General features: G+C 70.7%; 13 protein-coding genes. 9 read left to right on the top strand and 4 right to left on the bottom strand.

All coding sequences use genetic code 11. The features are described from left to right. The first annotated feature begins 62 nt into the window (after positions 1-62). On the top strand, positions 63-2,207 hold the full coding sequence (locus ABZ348_RS29665) for a primosomal protein N' (protein WP_358938227.1): 2,145 nt from the start codon (positions 63-65) through the stop codon (positions 2,205-2,207). Positions 2,208-2,300: 93 nt separating this feature from the next. Here the strand turns inward: ABZ348_RS29665 and ABZ348_RS29660 are convergent, their stop codons facing one another. Beyond that, a complete protein-coding gene (locus ABZ348_RS29660; RefSeq protein WP_358938225.1) occupies positions 2,301-2,837 on the bottom strand; it encodes a hypothetical protein in 537 nt (178 codons plus the stop codon). Between the two features lie 236 nt (positions 2,838-3,073). On the opposite strand from ABZ348_RS29660, the gene fmt reads away from it, so the two are divergent. The 6 genes from fmt (at position 3,074) to ABZ348_RS29630 (ending at position 10,483) form a co-directional block, all read left to right on the top strand. Further along, a complete protein-coding gene (gene fmt, locus ABZ348_RS29655) occupies positions 3,074-4,030 on the top strand; it encodes a methionyl-tRNA formyltransferase (protein WP_358938223.1) in 957 nt (318 codons plus the stop codon). 136 nt (positions 4,031-4,166) lie between these two features. Then, positions 4,167-5,612: a transcription antitermination factor NusB gene (locus tag ABZ348_RS29650; protein ID WP_358938221.1), complete on the top strand. Its 1,446-nt coding sequence runs from the start codon at positions 4,167-4,169 to the stop codon at positions 5,610-5,612. Between the two features lie 225 nt (positions 5,613-5,837). Beyond that, positions 5,838-6,524 (top strand): ribulose-phosphate 3-epimerase, encoded by a 687-nt coding sequence (rpe, locus tag ABZ348_RS29645; protein ID WP_358879183.1) that lies wholly within the window; start codon positions 5,838-5,840, stop codon positions 6,522-6,524. 144 nt (positions 6,525-6,668) lie between these two features. Then, positions 6,669-7,709: a sugar-binding domain-containing protein gene (locus tag ABZ348_RS29640; RefSeq protein ID WP_358938219.1), complete on the top strand. Its 1,041-nt coding sequence runs from the start codon at positions 6,669-6,671 to the stop codon at positions 7,707-7,709. Positions 7,710-8,007: 298 nt separating this feature from the next. Further along, on the top strand, positions 8,008-9,450 hold the full coding sequence (locus ABZ348_RS29635) for a GuaB1 family IMP dehydrogenase-related protein (RefSeq protein WP_358938217.1): 1,443 nt from the start codon (positions 8,008-8,010) through the stop codon (positions 9,448-9,450). Between the two features lie 160 nt (positions 9,451-9,610). After that, positions 9,611-10,483 carry an RNA polymerase sigma factor SigF gene (locus ABZ348_RS29630; protein WP_358938216.1) on the top strand — a complete coding sequence of 291 codons (873 nt, stop codon included), beginning with the start codon at positions 9,611-9,613 and terminating at the stop codon, positions 10,481-10,483. Between the two features lie 49 nt (positions 10,484-10,532). Here the strand turns inward: ABZ348_RS29630 and ABZ348_RS29625 are convergent, their stop codons facing one another. After that, entirely contained in the window at positions 10,533-11,618 is a 1,086-nt protein-coding gene (locus ABZ348_RS29625; protein ID WP_358938214.1) for a GDSL-type esterase/lipase family protein, read from the bottom strand. A gap of 289 nt (positions 11,619-11,907) precedes the next feature. On the opposite strand from ABZ348_RS29625, the gene ABZ348_RS29620 reads away from it, so the two are divergent. Continuing rightward, entirely contained in the window at positions 11,908-12,363 is a 456-nt protein-coding gene (locus ABZ348_RS29620) for an Lrp/AsnC family transcriptional regulator (protein ID WP_329015812.1), read from the top strand. Positions 12,364-12,833: 470 nt separating this feature from the next. Next, positions 12,834-14,525: an NAD(P)/FAD-dependent oxidoreductase gene (locus tag ABZ348_RS29615; RefSeq protein ID WP_358938213.1), complete on the top strand. Its 1,692-nt coding sequence runs from the start codon at positions 12,834-12,836 to the stop codon at positions 14,523-14,525. 109 nt (positions 14,526-14,634) lie between these two features. Here ABZ348_RS29615 and ABZ348_RS29610 read toward each other — a convergent pair whose 3' ends face one another. Continuing rightward, on the bottom strand, positions 14,635-15,303 hold the full coding sequence (locus ABZ348_RS29610) for a DUF5995 family protein (RefSeq protein ID WP_358938313.1): 669 nt from the start codon (positions 15,301-15,303) through the stop codon (positions 14,635-14,637). A 167-nt stretch (positions 15,304-15,470) separates the two neighbouring features. Then, complete coding sequence (locus ABZ348_RS29605; RefSeq protein ID WP_358938211.1) at positions 15,471-16,868, bottom strand: solute carrier family 23 protein; 1,398 nt, start codon at positions 16,866-16,868, stop codon at positions 15,471-15,473. Positions 16,869-17,287: the final 419 nt, after the last annotated feature.

Genomic DNA, 17,287 nt, shown 5'->3' with positions numbered 1-17,287 from the left:
CGGCACCGGCTGCGCCGACAGCGCTGGCCGTACTGTCGGTGGGGTCTGGTAGGTATGGGGTTGTGACCAGCGATCACGAGCAGCCCGAAGAGTCCGCCGCCGGCGGTCCCGAGCAGCTTGCGCTCATCCGTGAGACCGTCCGCAAGGCGCAGGTGCCCAAGGCCAAGCCGAGGACCTGGCGCGGCGCCGCGCTCGCCAAGGAGCTGCCGGTGGCGCGGGTCCTGGTCAACAAGGGCGTGCTCCACCTCGACCAGTTCTTCGACTACGCCGTGCCCGAAGAGCTCGACGAGGACGCCCGGCCCGGGGTGCGGGTGCGGGTGCGGTTCGGAGCCGGTGGGCATCGGGTGCGGGACGGCCGCCGCGAGGGCGGGGGCATGATCGACGGCTTCATCGTCGAGCGCCGGGCCGACACCGACTACGGAGGGGCGCTGGCGGCCCTCGCCTATGTCGTCTCTCCCGAGCCGGTCCTCGGCCCCGGCATGTTGGCCCTCGCACGGGCGGTCGCCGACCGGTACGCGGGCTCCCTCGCCGATGTGCTCCAACTCGCCATCCCTCCGAGGAACGGGCGCGCCGAGTCGAAGCCGTCCCCCGAGCCGCTGCCGGCGCCCGCGCCCCCGGACCCCGGGACCTGGGAGAGATACGCCCGGGGGCCGGCCTTCCTCACCGCCTTGGCGGGCGGCGGCGTCCCGCGTGCCGTGTGGACCGCGCTGCCGGGCCCGCACTGGCCCGATGAGCTGGCGCGCGCCGTCGCCGCCACCCTCGCGTCCGGCCGTGGGGCCCTGGTCGTGGTGCCCGACGGCCGTCGGGCGGCGCGGCTCGATGCGGCGCTCACGGCCCTGCTCGGCGAAGGCCATCACGCGGTGCTGACCGCCGAATCCGGGCCGGAGAAGCGTTATCGGCAGTGGTTGGCCGTGCGCCGCGGTTCGGTGCGGGCCGTCGTGGGCACGAGGGCGGCGATGTTCGCCCCCGTCCAGTCCCTGGGGCTCGTGGCCGTCTGGGACGACGGCGATGTCAGCCTCAGCGATGAGCGTGCACCGTTCCCCCATGTCCGGGAGGTGCTGGAGCTCCGTGCCGGCCAGGAGTCCTGTGCGTTCCTGCTGGGCAGCACCAGCTGCACGGTGGAGGCGGCGCAGCTGGTCGAGAGCGGCTGGGCCCTTCCGCTGACGGCCGTCCGGGAGCAGGTGCGCCTGGCCGCGCCCCTGGTCCGCACGGTCGGCGATCTGGAGTTGGCACGTGACGAAGCCGCCCGTACGGCCCGGCTGCCAAGTCTCGCGTGGCGGGCCGTACGAGACGGACTGACGATCGGGCCGGTGCTGGTGCAGGTCCCACGCCGGGGCTATGTGCCGGCTCTGGCGTGTGAGCGGTGTCGGGTCAGTGCACGCTGTGCGCACTGCTCGGGCCCGTTGGAGGCGCCCGACGATCGGGATGTGTCGTGCCGTTGGTGCGGGCGGAACGCCGGGGCCTGGCACTGTCCCGAGTGCGGCGGGACGCGCTTGCGGGCGCGCGTCGTCGGTGCGCGACGGACCGCCGAGGAGTTGGGCCGGGCCTTCCCCACCGTTCCGGTGCGCACATCCGGCAGGGACCATGTGCTGGACGCCGTCTCCGGTCGGCCGGCGCTGGTCGTGAGCACACCGGGCGCGGAGCCTGTCGCCGAAGGAGGCTATGCGGCGGCGCTCCTGCTCGACGGTTGGGCGATGCTGGGCCGGCCCGATCTGCGTGCGGCAGAGGACGCCCTGCGCCGGTGGATCGATGCGGCATCGCTGGTGCGGAGCCAGACCGACGGCGGCACGGTGGTCGTCATGGCCGAGCCCTCGCTCCGGCCGGTGCAGGCGCTGGTGCGATGGGACCCGGTGGGCCATGCCCAACGGGAGTTGGCGGAGCGAGCGGAGTTGGGTTTTCCTCCGGTGTCGCGGATGGCGGCGGTCTCGGGCCGTGCCGAGGCCGTCGAGGACTTCCTCACGACCGTCGAGCTACCGGCCGATGCCGAGGTGCTCGGCCCGGTTCCGCTGCCGTCGCCTCCGACGGGAAGGCCCCGCAGACCGGGAGAGCCGCCGATCGGAGAGTCATGGGTGCGGGCGCTGCTGCGGGTGCCACCCGGTAGCGGGGCCCTGCTGGCCGCGGCGATGAAGTCGGCGCAGGCCAGACGGTTGGCCCGCGGCGGCACGGACCAGGTGCGGATCAGGATCGACCCTCTGGACATCGGCTAGCGGCCGTCGGGCAGCCGTGCGGCACATCGCTGGCCCGTCCCGAACGGCTTCCGTTCTCGTGGTCGTCGGGACGGGCCAGCAGGGTGGAGCGGGTCAACCGTTGCGGGGGCCGGGGAAGGCGCTCGGGCGGATCTCCTCGCGGAAGGACTGGCTGCTGACCGCCGGCTGCGGTGGCATCGCGCGTGCGGCGGGCACGGCAGCGGCGGGCAGCGCAGGGCCCGGCAGCGTACGAGTGGTGGTCGATTCCACCGGAAGGTCATCGCTCACGCCGGGCTGCTGTGCGGCCCGGCGCGCGCCGTAACGTCGGTGCACCGCCTGCTTGGTCACTCCGAGGGCCGACCCGACCGCGTCCCAAGAGAATCCCAGTGAACGGTCGAAGTCGACGGCGGCCGTCACCAGCGTCTCGACACTGTCGCGCAGTTCCTGCGCCAGCCGGACCGTCGGTGCGGGGGCTCTGCCGTAGACGACGAAGCCGGTGGAAGGGCCGGAGCGCCGCGGGCGGTAGACGTTGCCCAATTGCGCGGTCAGCGTGCGCAGTGCGTCCACCTGCCGGCGGACCCGCTCGATGTCCCGTACCAAGAGGTGCAAACTCGCCCGGGCCTGGGCGTCGTGGGTTGCGTGGTCGGCCATTGGGAAGCCTCTCGAACCGGCGTTGAAAGGGGCCGGGCCGCGTCCCGGCGGCCCGCTTCGGTCAATCTCTCTTGACCAACGCGCCACCCGTCGATGTGGTCACGCTGCGGGGGCGTATCCGCATATGCCGAGGGCGCACATGCTCCCGTACGCCCCCTGCCGACATCCCCCCTAGACTGGTGCGCCGCTCGTGATCAGCACACCGTAGGCATCAGCTTGAGAGGCAGTCAGCACCGATGAAGCTCGTCTTCGCAGGTACCCCAGAGGTCGCCGTACCCGCCCTGGACGCCCTGATCGCCTCCGACCGACATGAGGTGGCGGCGGTCATCACCCGGCCGGACGCCCCGGCCGGCCGCGGTCGGCACCTGGTGGCCAGCCCCGTCGCCCAGCGTGCCGAGGAAGCGGGCATCGAGGTCCTCAAGCCGGTCAAACCGCGGGACGAGGACTTCCTGGCGCGGCTGCGGGAGATCGCCCCGGACTGCTGCCCGGTGGTGGCCTACGGCGCCCTGCTGCCCCGGGTCGCCCTCGACGTGCCCGCACGGGGCTGGGTCAACCTCCACTTCTCGCTGCTGCCCGCATGGCGCGGTGCCGCACCCGTCCAGCACGCGGTGCTCGCAGGGGACGAGATGACGGGTGCCGCCACCTTCCTGATCGAAGAGGGATTGGACTCCGGACCCGTCTACGGGGTGATCACCGAAGCGATCAGGCCCACCGACACCAGTGGAGATCTGCTCACCCGACTGGCCTTCGCTGGCGCCGGCCTCTTGGCGGCCACCATGGACGGCATCGAGGACGGGACCCTGCACGCGGTGCCGCAGCCCGCCGAAGGGGTGTCCCTCGCACCGAAGCTCGGGGTGGAGGACGCCCGGGTGGACTGGAGCGCCCCGGCACTGCGCGTCGACCGGGTCGTTCGCGGTTGTACGCCCGCCCCCGGCGCCTGGACCGAGTTCCGCGGGGAACGGCTGAAGCTGATCTCGGTGGGACTCCTCGTGGACCGTACCGATCTGGGCCCGGGCGAACTCTCCGTCGGCAAGAACCACGTGCACGTCGGTACCGGTTCGCACGCGGTGGAGCTGGGCTGGGTCCAGCCGCAGGGCAAGAAGCCGATGCGAGCGGCGGACTGGGCGCGCGGGGTGCGCATCGCCGCGGGGGAACGCGTGGGCGTGGCGGAGGCGGACAGCGCAAAACCCTGAGCTGCTCGGTGCGGCACCCGCAGCCAGGTCCGGCGGTCGAGCGGGTGCCACCGGGACGGACGCTCCGTGCGCCCTGCCCCGTTCCGGTCAAGGACTACGCTTGAGGGCTGAGACCCATTTCGACAGCGGAGCACCTTTGAACCAGCAGGCACGCCCCAAGGGGCCCGGCCGCCCCCACAAGCCCTACCGCCGTCCCCAGCGGGACCCCGTGCGCATCCTCGCCTTCGAGGCGCTGCGGGCCGTGGACGAGCGCGATGCCTACGCCAACCTCGTTCTCCCGCCCCTGCTGCGCAAGGCTCGGGAGCAGGGCGACTTCGACACCCGGGACGCGGCGCTCGCCACCGAGCTGGTCTACGGCACCCTGCGCCGCCAGGGAACGTACGACGCCGTCATCGCGGCCTGCATCGACCGACCGCTGCGCGAGGTGGACCCGCCGGTGCTCGACGTCCTCTCCCTGGGCGCACACCAGCTGCTCGGGACCCGCATCCCCACCCACGCCGCCGTTTCCGCGAGCGTGGAGCTGGCCAGGGTGGTGCTGGGCGACGGTCGGGCCAAGTTCGTGAACGCCGTACTGCGCAAGATCTCCCGGGCGGATCTGGACAGCTGGTTGGAGCAGGTCGCTCCGCCCTATGACGACGATGCCGAAGAGCATCTCGCCGTGGTGCACTCGCATCCGCGGTGGGTCGTTTCGGCTCTCTGGGACGCCTTGGGCGGCGGCCGGGCGGGGATCGAGGACCTGCTGGAGGCTGACAACGAACGGCCCGAGGTCACCCTTGTGGCGAGGCCGGGCCGTGCCACGTCCGATGAACTCCTGGACGTGCTCGGCGAGGAATCCGCGCTGCCGGGCCGTTGGTCGCCCTACGCCGTGCGCATGGCCGAGGGTGGTGAGCCGGGGCTCATCGAGGCGGTGCGCGAGGGTCGCGCCGGCGTTCAGGACGAGGGCAGCCAACTCGTCGCGATCGCCTTGGCCAACGCACCGCTGGAGGGCTCGGACAGCCGTTGGCTGGACGGCTGCGCTGGCCCCGGCGGCAAGGCCGCCCTGCTGGCTGCGCTGGCCGCACAGCGCGGTGCTTCGCTGCTGGCGTCGGAGAAGCAGCCCCACCGCGCCCGCCTGGTCGCGCAGGCGTTGGCGGGGAACCCGGGCCCGTACCAGGTCATCGCCGCCGACGGCACCCGCCCGCCCTGGTCGCCCGGCACCTTCGACCGGGTGCTCGTCGATGTGCCGTGCTCCGGCCTCGGTGCGCTGCGCCGTCGCCCCGAGGCGCGTTGGCGCAGACGCCCGGAGGATCTGGACGGCTTCGCTCCGCTCCAGCGAGCACTGCTCCGTGAGGCGCTCGGTGCAGTCCGCGTCGGCGGGATCGTCGGGTACGCCACGTGTTCGCCACACCTCGCAGAGACCCGGGTGGTCGTCGCCGATGTGCTGAGGGGCCGCGGTGGCGCGCCGGTCGAGGCCGAGTGGGTGGACGCCCGGCCGCTGATGCCCGGCGTACCGGCCCTCGGCGAGGGTCCGGACGTACAGCTGTGGCCGCACCTGCACGGGACGGACGCCATGTATCTGGCCCTGCTCAGGCGGACCGCCTGAGCAGGCGGGGCGCACGCTCTGCGTGGCGCGGGGGCATCGGGTGACGGCGTTCAGAAGGTCCCGCCCCCGGATGGGTCCCGGGGCGGGGGCTCGTCGGAGAACGCCCGTACAGCCCCGGGGAAAAGTAATGGAATGCGTGGACTGCACTGATTTCGGACCGCATTGGTCCGTACCGGAACTCCCGCCGGGGCGGGCAAGCGCCGTGGAGCATGGCAGGCTTGGGCCATGGCCGCACAGATCAATCCCAGCATTCTCTCCGCAGACTTCGCCCGCCTCGCGGATGAGGCCAAGGCCGTCGAAGGCGCCGACTGGCTCCACGTCGACGTCATGGACAACCACTTCGTGCCGAACCTGACGCTGGGCGTCCCGATCGTGGAATCCCTCAGCCGGGCGACGGACACGCCGCTGGACTGCCATCTGATGATCGCCGATCCCGATCGCTGGGCACCGCAGTACGTCGAAGCGGGTGCCGGTTCCGTCACCTTCCACGTGGAGGCGGCTGCTGCTCCGGTGCGGCTCGCGCGGGAGATCCGGGCCAAGGGGGCGCGCGCTTCGATGGCGCTCAAGCCGGCCACTCCGATCGAGCCGTACGAGGACCTCCTGCCGGAACTCGACATGCTGTTGATCATGACGGTGGAGCCCGGCTTCGGCGGCCAGGCGTTCCTCGACATCATGCTGCCGAAGATCCGCCGCACCCGTGAGCTGATCGGCAAGCACGGCCTTGAGCTGTGGCTCCAGGTGGACGGCGGGGTCTCGGACGCCACCATCGAGCAGTGCGCCGAGGCGGGCGCGGACGTCTTCGTCGCCGGCTCGGCGGTCTACGGCGCTGACGACCCCGCCGAAGCGGTGCGCGCGCTGCGGGCCAAGGCCGAAGGCACCATCGCCACGGCGGGATGGGCCTGCCACCACTGAGCCGGTGCGCGCCCCGGGGACGCAATCGGGCCGGTCGCGCAACCGAAACCGTGCAGTTACGGCCATTGAGCCAGAAGCAAATGAACTCAGCCCATCAGGGCTGATCAACAACCGTCGGATCTGACAGGATTACGGGTCCGAAGTGTGAACAGCAGTGAGGAGATCGCGGTGTCTGCTAGGTCGGCGGGACGGTCTGCCCTGCGGATGGGACCCGCGGAGCTGGTACAGGCGGCGGCCATGGCCCGTCGCTTCTACCTGGAGGGCAAGTCCAAGATCCAGATCGCCGAGGAGTTCGGCGTCAGCCGCTTCAAGGTCGCCCGCGTACTGGAGACCGCCCTGGAGCGCGATCTCGTACGCATCGAGATCCGCGTCCCCGCGGAACTGGACGCCGAGCGCTCGGACGCGCTCCGCGCCCACTTCGGGTTGCGGCACGCGGTCGTCGTGGAGTCACCCGCCGAGGCCGAGGAGTCACCCGACCCCGAGAACCTCGGCGAAGTGGCGGCCGACCTGCTGGGCGAACTGGTCGCCGAGGGCGATGTGCTGGGGCTGGCCTGGGGCCGGTCCACCATCCACATGGCCGCGGCCCTCCATCGACTGCCCCCCTGCACGGTCGTCCAGCTCACGGGTGTCTATGACGCGGGAACGGCCGAGCGCGGTTCGGTGGAGGCCGTCAGACGCGCGGCGCAGGTATCGGGCGGTGATGCCCACCCGATCTACGCCCCCATGCTGCTCCCCGATGCCGCGACGGCCGCGGCGCTGCGCAGCCAGACGGGGATCGCCCGCGCCTTCGAGTACTTCGACAAGGTGACCGTCGCGGCCGTCTCCATCGGCTCCTGGGAGCCCGGCATCTCCACCGTGCACGACATGCTCAGCGAGGAGGAGCGGGCCCGCTACGCCTCGTACGGAGTGGCGGCCGAGATGTCGGCCCACCTCTTCGACCGCGACGGCCGCAGGGTGGGACGCGATCTGGGGGAGCGCTGCATCACGGTCGAGGCCGATCGGCTGCGCCGGATCCCCGAGGTGGTGGCCATCGCCGGTGGAGCGCGCAAGGCCGACGCGATCGCAGCCGTCCTCCGCTCGGGCCTGGTCACCAGCCTGGTGACCGACACCGCGGCGGCGGACCACCTGCTGGCCAGCCAGGCCGGTCCGCGCCCTGCCCTGGACCGCGTCGACCCCGACAGCTGACCCGACGCCGAACCTCCGCTTCCGGCCCCGAGCGGGCCGGAAGCCATGGGTCCGGCTGCTTCCGTGGCCCCTCGCCGGCCGCGGTGAGCTGACCCTCCTGGGCATGGATCACACTCGCGCTCCGCTCCCGGCCCCGCGAAACCCGGTCGCCCTTTGGAGGATGCGCTTGAGACGACCCCCATGAGCTGGAGCTTTCTCCCAGAGCGGGAAATCGGCCGCCCGTGGGACAATGAAGTACGTGCGTTTCCCCGGCTGATGTGCCCGGGGGTCAACTCCAATCGACTGGGATGTCCAGCACGTGCGTTTCCTCAATGATCTCAAGCCCCCGTACGACCTGACCTACGACGACGTCTTCATGGTGCCGAGTCGATCGGCCGTCGGTTCCCGTCAGGCGGTGGACCTCTCGTCCCCGGACGGCACGGGCACGACCATTCCCCTGGTGGTCGCCAACATGACCGCGATCGCCGGCCGTCGCATGGCGGAGACCCTGGCCCGCCGTGGTGGGCTCGTCGTCATCCCCCAGGACATTCCGATCGAGGTCGTCACCGACGTCATCTCGTGGGTCAAGACCCGCCACCACGTCCTCGACACCCCGATCGTCCTCGCGCCCCACCAGACCGTCGCCGACGCGCTGGCCCTGCTGCCGAAGCGCGCCCACGACGCCGGAGTGGTCGTCGACGAGGACCACCGTCCGATCGGTGTGGTCACCGACGCCGACCTCAACGGAGTCGACCGCTTCACCCAGCTCAGCGAGGTCATGTCCAAGGACCTCCTGCTCCTGGACGCGAACATCGATCCGCGCGACGCCTTCAACAAGCTGGACCACGCCAACCGGCGCTACGCCCCCGCCGTGGACGCGGACGGCCGGCTCGCCGGCATCCTCACCCGCAAGGGCGCGCTCCGGGCCACCCTCTACACACCGGCCGTCGACGCCCGGGGCAGGCTGCGCATCGCGGCTGCCGTGGGGATCAACGGCGATGTGGCGGGCAAGGCCAAGCAACTGCTTGACGCAGGTGTGGACACCCTCGTCGTCGACACCGCGCACGGTCACCAGGAATCCATGATCGCCGCGATCAAGGCGGTCCGGGGACTCGACCCGCAGGTCCCCATCGTCGCGGGGAACATCGTCGCGGCCGAGGGGGTCCGGGATCTGATCGAGGCGGGCGCCGACATCATCAAGGTCGGTGTGGGGCCCGGTGCCATGTGCACCACGCGCATGATGACCGGAGTGGGGCGTCCCCAGTTCTCGGCCGTCCTGGAGTGTGCGGCCGAGGCCAAGAAGTACGGCAAGCACGTCTGGGCCGACGGCGGCATCAGGCATCCGCGCGACGTGGCCATGGCGCTGGCCGCCGGCGCCTCCAACGTCATGGTGGGCTCCTGGTTCGCCGGCACCTACGAGTCGCCGGGGGACCTCCAGCAGTCCGCTGACGGACGGTTCTACAAGGAGTCCTTCGGCATGGCGTCCGCCCGGGCGGTGCGTAACCGCACGAGTGAGGAGTCCTCGTACGACCGTGCCCGCAAGGCGCTCTTCGAGGAGGGCATCTCCACCTCGCGGATGTTCCTGGACCCGACGCGCCCCGGCGTGGAGGACCTCGTGGACTCGATCATCGCCGGTGTCCGCTCCTCGTGCACCTATGCGGGTGCCGGATCACTGGAGGAGTTCGCGGAGAAGGCGATCGTCGGCGTCCAGAGCGCCGCGGGGTACGCGGAGGGCAAGCCGCTGCACGCCAGTTGGACCTGACCTTCGAGTAAGCACTTCTGTACGGCTGCGGCCCCGGGAATCCCGGGGCCGCAGCCGTGACCGGGTCGACCGCTGGAAAATTCTGCGAAGTTTCTTGGCATGGGGTGCATGGACCGGGGTAGACGCGCCCTGCACTGACCACGGAGCAGGGGAGGACTAAGTGTCCACGGCGAGCACGGTCGCGACCGAACTCACACAGCCCGGCACATGGTGCCCGAGCACTGAGCTGAGCCTTCCGGAGGTGACCAACCCCGGGGAGGTCGCCCCGAAGGACGCACGCGAGATCTCCAGGATCTTCTTCGTGCGACTCGCCTCGTTGGAAGAGGGCACTCGGGACCACCAGTACGTACGCAACACCCTCATCGAGCTGAACCTCGCGCTCGTCAAGTACTCGGCCGGGCGCTTCCGCAACCGGGCCGAGCAGATGGAAGACATCATCCAGGTCGGCACCATCGGTCTCATCAAGGCGATCGACCGGTTCGAGCTGAGCCGCGAGGTGGAGTTCGCCACCTTCGCGGTGCCCTACATCGTCGGGGAGATCAAGCGGTTCTTCCGCGACACGAGTTGGGCGGTGCACGTACCGCGCAGGCTCCAGGAACTCCGCATCGACCTGGCGAAGGCCACCGACGACCTGTCCCAGCGCCTGGACCGCTCGCCGACGATGGCCGAGCTCGCCGAGTACCTCGGGATCGACGAGCAGGAAGTCATCGAGGGGGTCGTCGCCAGCAACGGCTACACCGCAGGCTCCATCGACATCCCCATGGACGACTCCTCGGACAGTGCGGCGACACCGCTGTCCGACCGGCTAGGCGCTCCCGACGCCGATCTGGAGATCGCCGAGAACGTCCAGGCGCTCAAGCCCCTCATCGAGGAGTTGGACGAGCGGGACCGCAGGATCCTCCAGATGCGCTTCGGCGACGAGATGACGCAGTCGGAGATCGGCGCCGAGCTCGGTGTCTCCCAGATGCACGTGTCCCGGCTGCTGAACCGGATCACCACCAGGCTCCGCGAAGGACTGCTCGTGGTGGAGTGAAGCTCGCCCGCCGGGTCCGTACGGGCCCGGCGGGATCGAGAACGAGTGGTCACCGTGCCCCGATGCCCTGCGGATGCAAGGACCGCAGGGCATCGGCGACCGCGGCGGCCAGTGCCGCGTGCCCCGCGTCATCGGGATGCACCCCGTCCGTCAGCTGCTGCGGTCCCAGCACCCCGCGCCCCGGAAGCAGAGCGAGACGACGATCTCCCTGCTCGGCGCTCGGCAGACGTTCGAGGTCCCGGGGACCTACCGCGCTCCCCTTGCCCCCCGCCGGGCGGGTTGTGCCGTCGATCCGATCCAGTACCGCCCGCTCCAGGGCCCCGCGCAGTTCCGCGAACGTTGCCCCGAGTCGGTTGCGGGCTTCCTCGGCTGCGGGCCGCAGCACGGGGGAGACCACCAGCAGCGGGGTGCGGGGATGTCCCTGCCGTACGACGGCGAGGAAGGTCCTGACCGTCTCATAGAGCTGCGCGGGCGAGTAGGGCACCTCCGACCAGCAGTTGGTGCCGAACGCGAGGGTCACGGCGTCCGCGGGCAGCGTCGACAACTGCTCCGCGATCGCGGGTTCACCGTGCGCCGAGCCCGCGTATCCCAGATTGATCGGGTCCAGCCCCAGGAGCCTGCCCGCTCGGGCGGGCCAGGAGTGGGCCGGGCGGGTGGACCACCAGCCCTCGGTGATCGAGTCCCCGTGCACCAGCCAGCGCGGCTGGTCCGACGCCGGAGCGAGGGACCCACCGACCCCGCGCACGCCCAGCACCATCGGCGAGCGGGCCTCCGGCGGGTGGACGATCCACCGGTCCGCACCCGCCGGGAGGTGCCGGGGAAGGGGCAGCGTGACGACTCCCTCCTCCACCGGCTCCACGAGCGTCTCGCCGACCAACCCCGCCCGGTGCCAGAGGGCGAAGCAGTCCGGCAACCCGGCCGTCGAGCCCGCGGTGTCCGGCGCGGTGCGATAGCGGATCTCGACCGCACGAGCGCCGTCGGCTGTGAACTCCAGCCGGACCCCGATCGGCAGTTCCGCCCGCAGACCCGTGTGCCACGGCAGCCGACCCAAATCGGCGGGATCGGCACGCACCGGTCGTCCCTGGTCGAGCCAGGCCACCCCACGGAGGAAGGGCTGAGGGTCGAGCCAGGTCATGGGCGCCTCCCGGGGCGAGTCGGACGGTGGCGGTGCCGACGCCGGTCAGTCCGATCATGGAGCACACCGGACCGTCGCGTATCGACTTCCCGCCGCCTACCCCCGTCCGGGGGCGGGACGCCGGGAGGCACCGGGGATGCGTCCGGGGTGATCCCCGGCCGTGTCGTCCGCCGCGCCCATGATCGTCGAACACCACGACCGGGATGCCGGAACGGGTCCGCGCCCGTGTTCTACTGCGATGGACGGCAACCGCCGCCCGGCCGGCCAGCAGAGAAGTGATCCACCCGCAGTGCGACTCAACGACCTCGACGAACGCATCGTCCACGCCCTCGCGGAAGATGCCCGTCGCTCCTATGCCGACATCGGTTCGATGGTGGGGTTGTCCGCCCCGGCCGTGAAGCGGCGCGTGGACCGGCTGCGCGCCGTGGGCGCGATCACCGGATTCACCGTACGGGTCGATCCGGCGGCGCTCGGCTGGGAGACCGAGGGGTACATCGAGCTCTACTGCCGCAGCAACACCTCGCCCGAGGCCATCGAGCGGGGTCTCAAGCGCTATCCCGAGGTGGCGTCGGCGTCGACGGTGACCGGGGAGGCGGACGCGATCGTCCAGGTCTTCGCCTCCGACATGCGGCACTTCGAACGGGTCCTGGAGCGGATCGCCGGCGAACCCTTCGTGGAGCGCACCAAGTCGGTGCTCGTGCTCTCCCCCCTGTTGCGACGGTTCTCCTCGGGCACGCCCGGCTGACAGCGGCGCAGAACGCCCGTCAGGGTCGTACGCGCTGCCGGGGAGACCGCGGCCCAGCCCCTCTCTGACCGGCCACGACCGCACCCGTCACCGGCCGGGATCCTCGTGCGCAACGAATCGCCGGATGCCGCCCCCAACACGCAACGGATCGCTCATCGGCGCGCAACGGTCGCGCCTTGTCCCGGCACAAGTGCGGACCGTACCGTCGTAATCGTTCCTTCTCGCCCCGGGCGCCGGTCTCCGCCACCCCGTACTCCGTCCGAGGTCAGACATGTCCCCACGGCGAACCGCCGGGCAACGGGTCCGTGCGCCCGGTGTCGAGGGCCGCGGTGCGGAAGGCACGGGATCCACCCCGGACCGATCACGGCGATGTACCCCCGTGACCCGGACGAACCAGCCCTGACCGGGCGCCACCCCCGCACCCCGGGTGAGCCCACCCCGTACCGCATTTCGCAAGGAGTCCGCACCCCATGACGTCCACGGTGCCCACAGCCGTCCAGCACACCGACGCGCAGCCGCCGATCACCATGTTCGGTCCGGACTTCCCGTACGCGTACGACGACTTCCTCGCGCACCCCGCCGGGCTCGGGCAGATTCCCGCGGCGGAGCACGGCACCGAGGTCGCCGTGATCGGAGGCGGACTCTCCGGGCTGGTCGCCGCGTACGAACTGATGAAGATGGGGCTGCGCCCGGTCGTCTACGAGGCGGATCAGATCGGCGGTCGGCTGCGCACGGTCGGCTTCGACGGCTGTGATCCGGAGCTGAGCGCCGAGATGGGTGCGATGCGCTTCCCGCCGTCGTCCACCGCGCTCCAGCACTACATCGATCTGGTCGGGCTGACGACCAGGCCGTTTCCCAACCCGCTCGCTCCGAGCACCCCGTCGACCGTCGTCGACCTCAAGGGGACTTCGCACTACGCCGAGACGATCGACGACCTGCCGCAGGTCTACCGCGATGTGATGGACGCCTGGAACGCCTGTCTGGAGGAGGGCGCCGACTTCACCGACATGAACCGTGCGATGCGCGAGCGGGACGTGCCGCGCATCCGCGAGATCTGGGCGCGGCTCGTGGAGAAGCTCGACAACCAGACCTTCTACGGGTTCCTGTGCGCCTCCGAGTCCTTCGCCTCCTTCCGTCACCGGGAGATCTTCGGTCAGGTCGGCTTCGGCACGGGAGGGTGGGACACCGACTTCCCCAACTCGATCCTGGAGATCCTCCGCGTCGTCTACTCGGAGGCCGACGACCACCACCGCGGGATCGTCGAGGGCAGCCAGCAGCTTCCGCTGCGGCTGTGGGAGCGCGAGCCAGGGAAGATCACCCACTGGGCGCCCGGTACCTCGCTCTCCTCCCTGCACGACGGGTCGCCGAGGCCGGCCGTCACCCGGCTGCACCGCACGGCGGGTCGGCGGATCACCGTCACGGACGCGTCCGGTGACATCCGCACCTTCCGGGCCGCCGTCTTCACCGCCCAGTCCTGGATGCTCCTCTCCAAGATCACATGTGATGACGCGCTCTTCCCCATCGACCACTGGACCGCGATCGAGCGCACCCACTACATGGAGTCGTCCAAGCTCTTCGTCCCGGTGGACCGGCCCTTCTGGCTGGACAAGGACGAGACGACCGGGCGCGACACCATGTCGATGACGCTGACGGACCGGATGACGCGCGGCACCTATCTGCTGGATGACGGCCCAGACAAGCCCGCCGTCATCTGCCTCTCGTACACCTGGTGCGACGACAGCCTCAAATGGCTGCCGCTCTCGGCGAACGAGCGGATGGAGGTCATGCTCAAGTCGCTCGGCGAGATCTACCCCAAGGTCGACATCCGCCGTCACATCATCGGCAATCCGGTGACGGTCTCCTGGGAGAACGAGCCGTACTTCATGGGGGCGTTCAAGGCCAATCTGCCCGGTCACTACCGCTACCAGCGCCGGCTGTTCACCCACTTCATGCAGGATTCGCTGCCCGAGGAGCAGCGGGGCATCTTCCTGGCCGGTGACGACATCTCCTGGACCGCGGGCTGGGCGGAGGGCGCGGTCCAGACCGCGCTGAACGCCGTGTGGGGCGTGATGCACCACTTCGGCGGTGCGACCGACCCGACCAATCCGGGTCCGGGCGACGTGTACGACGAGATCGCGCCGGTCGAACTGCCGGAGGACTGAGGGCACGGAGACGGGAGCTGTCCCCGTTTCGTCAGGGGATCATCAAGCGGCCCATCGGCTGGCGCCGGTGGGCCCGAGTCCCGTATCGGAGTTACGGCCACGGGGTGAGTTACGGCCACGGGGTGAGCAGACAGCGCCCGACGAGCCCCACACCGGCGTCCAGCCGCTCGCCGAACTCCTGCGAGAGCCCCGGGAGATCCCGTACGCCCCAGAGCACTCGGGCGGCCGACCACGCGCCTTCCCTGGCCCGGTCCAGGCTCCACGCGCCCACCAGATGGGTCAGCGGATCGGCGATCTCCAGCAGATCCGGGCCGGGCATGAGGTCGTCCCGGATGCGCTCCTCCATCAGGGTGAGGACATCGCCGACCCGGTCGAAGTCGTGCTCGATGTCGGAGGGTTCGCAACCCAGGGCGCGGCAGGTGTCCCGTACGGCGAACGCCAGGTCGTAGCCGATGTGGGCATTGATCCCGGCCAGGGCGAACTGCGTGGGACGAATGCCAGGATGCCGTCGGTACTGGAACAGCGGGCGCCAACAGGCGGGCGGTCGACCGGCGGCGGTGGCGAGGTCCACGGCCGTCAGATAGCGCCGGGCGAAGACCACGTCCAGGGTGATGGCGGATCGCCGGTCCGGGAACTCGCCCGCCGCGATCCGGCGGGCGATCTCCTCGGTGACCAGCAGATAGATCCGGTTGAAAACGGCGACGCCGTCGCGGGCCGGCCAGTGGGAATCCAGGGCGCGCATCCGGTGGATCACGTCCTGCAACGCCGTCTGGTCCAGCGGTCCCGAGGACGTGGTGCCCGGGGCTGGTTCGGGCGGTCCCGGCCGGCAGGGTGTCACCGGTACTGCCGTGAGCTCTTCCCCGTGCGCCATGGAAGCAGGGTCCCAGCCGCCGGGGCTCACGGGCGCCCGCCGGCCAGGACTTCCCCGGAACGGGGGACGGGACGCTATCGCTTGTCGGGCCCGGAGTCCGACGGCGAGTCGTACGTCGAGGTGCCCGAGTCGAGCAGCGGTTCCCGCCCCTTCAAATGGGCCGGGGCGAAAGCCCGTAGGAGGTGGTACCCGCCGATCACGACGATGGTGCCCAGCGCGATGCCCCCGAGTTCGAATGAGTCGGTGATCTTCAGGCTGACCCCGCCGACGCCGATGATGATGCCCGCTGCCGCCGGCACCAGATTGAGGGGATTGCTGAGATCGACCTTGGCGTTGATCCAGATCTGCGCTCCGAGCAGCCCGATCATTCCGTAGAGGATCACGGTGATGCCGCCCAGTACACCGCCGGGGATCGCGGCGACCACGGCCCCGAACTTGGGGCAGAGACCGAAGAGCAGCGCGAATCCGGCCGCGGCCCAGTAGGCCGCGGTGGAGTAGACGCGGGTGGCCGCCATGACTCCGATGTTCTCGGAGTACGTGGTGTTCGGCGGGCCGCCCACGGCGGTGGAGAGCATGGAGGCGGCGCCGTCGGCCGCGATCGCGGTGCCGAGCTTGTCGTCGAGGGGTTCGCCCGTCATCTCGCCGACCGCTTTGACATGGCCGGCGTTCTCCGCGATCAGGGCGATGACCACGGGGAGCGCCACCAGGATCGCCGACCATTCGAAGCTGGGGCCGTGGAACGAGGGCAGCCCGATCCAGTCGGCCTGTCCCACCGCCGAGAGGTCCAGCCGCCAGTGGTCGACGGCTTCGGCGCCACCCGCGGGGGAGTGGATCTTGCCGAAGGCCCGGTCGAGCACCCAGGAGAGCAGATAGCCGAAGACAAGGCCGAGGAAGATCGCGATCCGGGAGAAGAACCCCCGCAGACAGACCACGGCACCACCGGTGAACAGCATCACCAGGAGCGCGGTCCACTGGTCCTGCGGCCAGTAGGTGCTGGCCGTCACCGGGGCGAGGTTGAACCCGATCAGCATGACGACCGCACCGGTCACGATCGGCGGCATGGCGGTGTGGATGATGCGGGCGCCGAAGCGCTGTACGGCGAGGCCCGCGAGGAAGAGTGCGGCCCCGACGACGAGGACCGCGCCCGTGACGGTCGCACTGTCCCCGCCGCTCGCCCGGATCGCGGCCGCGACCCCCACGAAGGAGAGCGAACAGCCCAGATAGCTGGGGACCCGACCGCGGGTCGCCAGAAGAAAGATCATCGTCGCGACGCCGGACATCATGATCGCGAGGTTGGGATCGAGGCCCATCAGGACGGGAGCGACGAAGGACGCCCCGAACATAGCCACCACGTGTTGGGCGCCCAAGCCCATCGTCCGCGGCCAGGTGAGCCGTTCTTCGGGGCGTACGACGGCGCCCGGAGCGGGAGTCCGCCCGTCGCCGTGCAGGGTCCAGCGCACGCCGAGGTTCACGGGCCGCTCCACTTCCACAGTCGATTGCGAGGGGCGTCCGTCTCGTCCATCGGGGCGTACGGGACGAACGACCGGTGAGGGTGAGCAGTCCGGTGCTCATGTCCGGTGCTCGGTGATTGGCGCAATCGTAGTGGGAGTCTCGCTGGGTGGTTCGCTCCATGCTCGGTATCTCCCGTCCAACAGCCGAGGTGGGAAGGGGTGGGGCCATCGCAGCGCCTGCCGGGGTACCCGAGGGGTGGCCGAAACCTGGTGCTTCCTGCGGTGGCCCAAGCGGTCTTCTCCAGCGGTGGTGCCTCCAGCGGTGGCGCGGAGGGCCCGACGCTTCCCCCCCATTACCTTTTTGGTGGTCCCGCAATGGGGCTCCCGGCCTCCGGGCCCGGCATGACTGCTCCCCCCTGTTGAAGGTATGGCCCGGGGGG

Origin of the sequence: Streptomyces sp. NPDC005963 (genome assembly GCF_040638655.1) — a bacterium.
GTDB lineage: Bacteria > Actinomycetota > Actinomycetes > Streptomycetales > Streptomycetaceae > Streptomyces.
This window is presented reverse-complemented; position numbering and strand designations above follow the sequence as displayed.